Here is a 2861-nt window from a genome sequence, read left to right on the forward strand (position 1 = left end):
CCGGCCCAAGAGCCGTCGAGCCGCTTCACCAAAATAACTGCAGTTCAGCTTGGCGCCCGAATTACAGCCTAAGAAGACAGATAGCGAGACATTCGAAGGCAGATGATCTGCTTCGCCATTCAGCGAATGGTGACTTCTTTCACCTTAGCGAGGTGGGCGCTGAGTGGGCTTGGCGAATAACGACGAATGTCTTGAAACTCCGCACGCGTTCGTCGTTGGCGAAAAGCTCAATCACGGCATCGTCGTAATGTTCCATGTTACGAGCCACCATGCGGACAAACAAGTCGATCTCTCCCGTGACATTTGTGCAGTCGATCACCTGGGGGTGGTCCACGATCCTCGCCATCAGCTCGCGGATTGTCGGACCGTCCTCGCGGTCGAGCATCACGGTGACGATGACGGACAGGTTCCAACCGAGCGTCCGCGGCTTCACGATCGCGACCTCGCCTTCGATCGCACCGATTTCGCGCAAGCGCCTGATACGGCGATAGCAGGCCGGCGCAGAAAGACCGACCGTCTCCGCAAGCACCGAGGCAGGCTGACGCGAATCGCGTTGCAGTAGTTCGAGCAAGTGCAGGTCGAATGTGTCGAGATCGGATTTTTCAGCGGACATCGCTTACTCGATAAACTTTATCGCAAACGCTTCAACTTCGAGCACGATTAAATTCAGTCGACACTAAAATGAAGCGATGGAAAAAATCAGATCCCTCCCTTTTGAAACCACGGAAAAACTCATGGCCATCGGCGCGGTGCTGGTCGCGATGACGTGTATCAGTGGCGGAGCCACAATCGCCAAGCAGTTGTTCCCATTGGTAGGACCGTCCGGAGCCACGGCTTTGCGACTTGGCTTTGCGGCAGTGATCATGGCCCTGGTATTCCGGCCTTGGCGACTTTCGCTGAAAGGCAATTGGCGAACGTTGGGCATCTATGGGCTGTGCCTCGTAGGCATGAACCTGGCCCTTTATTCGGCGTTGCAATTCATACCTCTGGGTATTGCGATAGCCATCGAATTCGTCGGCCCCCTCGGCGTGGCTATCGCCACCTCACGGAAGAAAGCCGACTTTGTCTGGATCGGACTGGCCGGAACTGGCCTCGCCATGCTCCTCCCCATACATTCGGCTGCCACTGCGCTGGATTATCGGGGGCTCCTTCTGGCAGCATTGGCTGGTCTGTTCTGGGCTTGCTACATAATCACCGGCAAACGCGCAGGGGAGCAGCATGGGCCCGCTGCCAGCGCCGCTGGCATGATCGTGGCTGCAATTGTCGCTGCGCCTATCGGCATCGCGCAAGCGGGCCAGGACCTGCTGCTTCCGGTTGTTCTCATGCTCGGACTGATTGTCGCGATCGTGTCCAGCGCAATTCCTTACAGCCTTGAAATGGTCGCCTTGGGCAAGCTGCCTTCAAACACCTTTGGCACGATGATGAGCGCGGAACCGGCAATCGGCGCCTTGATCGGGACGCTCGTTCTCGGCGAAGTTCTCGGCATCTCCCAATGGGCGGCAATTGGCCTGATCGTTCTCGCGTCGGCCGGAGCAGGCCTCAGCTCAAGCGGTATCAATCGTGAAGCGAGGATCTCACAAGCCCAGACTGGTGTAGAGCAGACTTCTGGTAAACTAAGTTTGCGAGATCTTTCATGACCGCCCACAGAGTTAATTCCAGATGGTTCGCAAATGGACCAAGATCTATCAAGAAACCATTCAGCAGGTGTTGGCAGATTTCTAGTTCCGCGCATCTGTAATCGAGGGGGGTGGAATACGGGCGCGGACCACAGCCAAGCTAAATAGGTCGGCCCGCCTCATGCCACAGCTTGGCTACTAGGCTCGACGCTGGCATGGCGCGATGGAGCGGTGCTCCCTGACCCGCCCAATGTGCTCCGAAGCCGCTTTCTCCCGCAGACTTGGCAGCAGCGTTCAGCGCTTTTCCCGGATCATAGGCAATTGGGTAATCAGGGACGTCATGACGATCTCCCGCAGCCCACTTGGTAAACTGATTGGCCAAGCAACGAGCGGGGCGACCCGAGATCGCCCGTGTCATGACGGTATGTCTCGCCCCCTCGCCGTTCAGGGCAGCGCGATACGCTTCGTCGGCACTGCTTTCGGGGCAGGCGATGAACGCTGTCCCGAGCTGCGCGGCGACTGCCCCCAAATCAAGCGCCGCGCGGATTCCAGCACCATCCATGATCCCGCAGGCGACAATGACCGGCACCGAGGTGTGCGCGACGAGCATGTGTGTGAGCGCCATCGTCCCAAGCTGATCGTCGGGCAGCGCAGGATCGAACATCCCTCGATGTCCGCCCGCTTCCCAGCCCTGTGCCACAATCATGTCTATACCAGCGGCTTCGATCTTCCGCGCTTCATCCAGGCATGTCGCGGAGACGATCAGAGTGCATCCAACCGATTTAAACGCCGTGATCCAATCAGCCGCGGGCACGCCGAAATGATCGTCTGCAATGCGCTCGGCGGCTCGGTGGAATACTGATCGAACAAAGGACGAAGGGCTTGCAGCCACTGCTGCTCGCGCAGGACATCGGCTTTGGCTGTCGCGTGCACGAACAGGTTCACGTTAAATGGTCGGTCGGTTCGGGTGCGGGTTGCATTTATCATTGCGCGTGCACCGTCAGCATCGGTGGCACCCACGCCGATCGACCCAAGCCCACCAGCTTCGCAGACAGCTGCGGCAAGGTCAGGTGTCGCGATCCCGGCCATCGGAGCTTGCACGATCGGTATTGCAACGCTGAGCTGCTGGAGACTGGTCATGTAGCCGACATGCACCCGACAGCAAAGGACCACGATGAGTATGGAAGCCGAATGGCCGCTTTGTGCGCTTGCTCATCTAGAACCGGACGGTCCGCAACCGGCCCA

General features: G+C 58.5%; 2 protein-coding genes and 1 pseudogene. 1 reads left to right on the plus strand and 2 read right to left on the minus strand.

Features of this window, described 5'->3' with window-relative positions:
* Positions 1-139 precede the first annotated feature (139 nt).
* Positions 140-613 carry an Lrp/AsnC family transcriptional regulator gene (locus Q0897_RS15900; RefSeq protein ID WP_299310382.1) on the minus strand — a complete coding sequence of 158 codons (474 nt, stop codon included), beginning with the start codon at positions 611-613 and terminating at the stop codon, positions 140-142.
* A gap of 76 nt (positions 614-689) precedes the next feature.
* On the opposite strand from Q0897_RS15900, the gene Q0897_RS15905 reads away from it, so the two are divergent.
* Positions 690-1637, plus strand: coding sequence for a DMT family transporter (locus Q0897_RS15905; RefSeq protein WP_299310384.1), 948 nt, complete (start codon positions 690-692; stop codon positions 1635-1637).
* A 139-nt stretch (positions 1638-1776) separates the two neighbouring features.
* On the opposite strand, the pseudogene Q0897_RS15910 reads toward Q0897_RS15905, so the two are convergent.
* Positions 1777-2756: pseudogene (locus tag Q0897_RS15910) on the minus strand (nitronate monooxygenase).
* Between the last annotated feature and the right edge of the window lie 105 nt (positions 2757-2861).

It is taken from the genome of uncultured Croceicoccus sp., from assembly GCF_947496385.1.
Lineage (GTDB): Bacteria > Pseudomonadota > Alphaproteobacteria > Sphingomonadales > Sphingomonadaceae > Croceicoccus.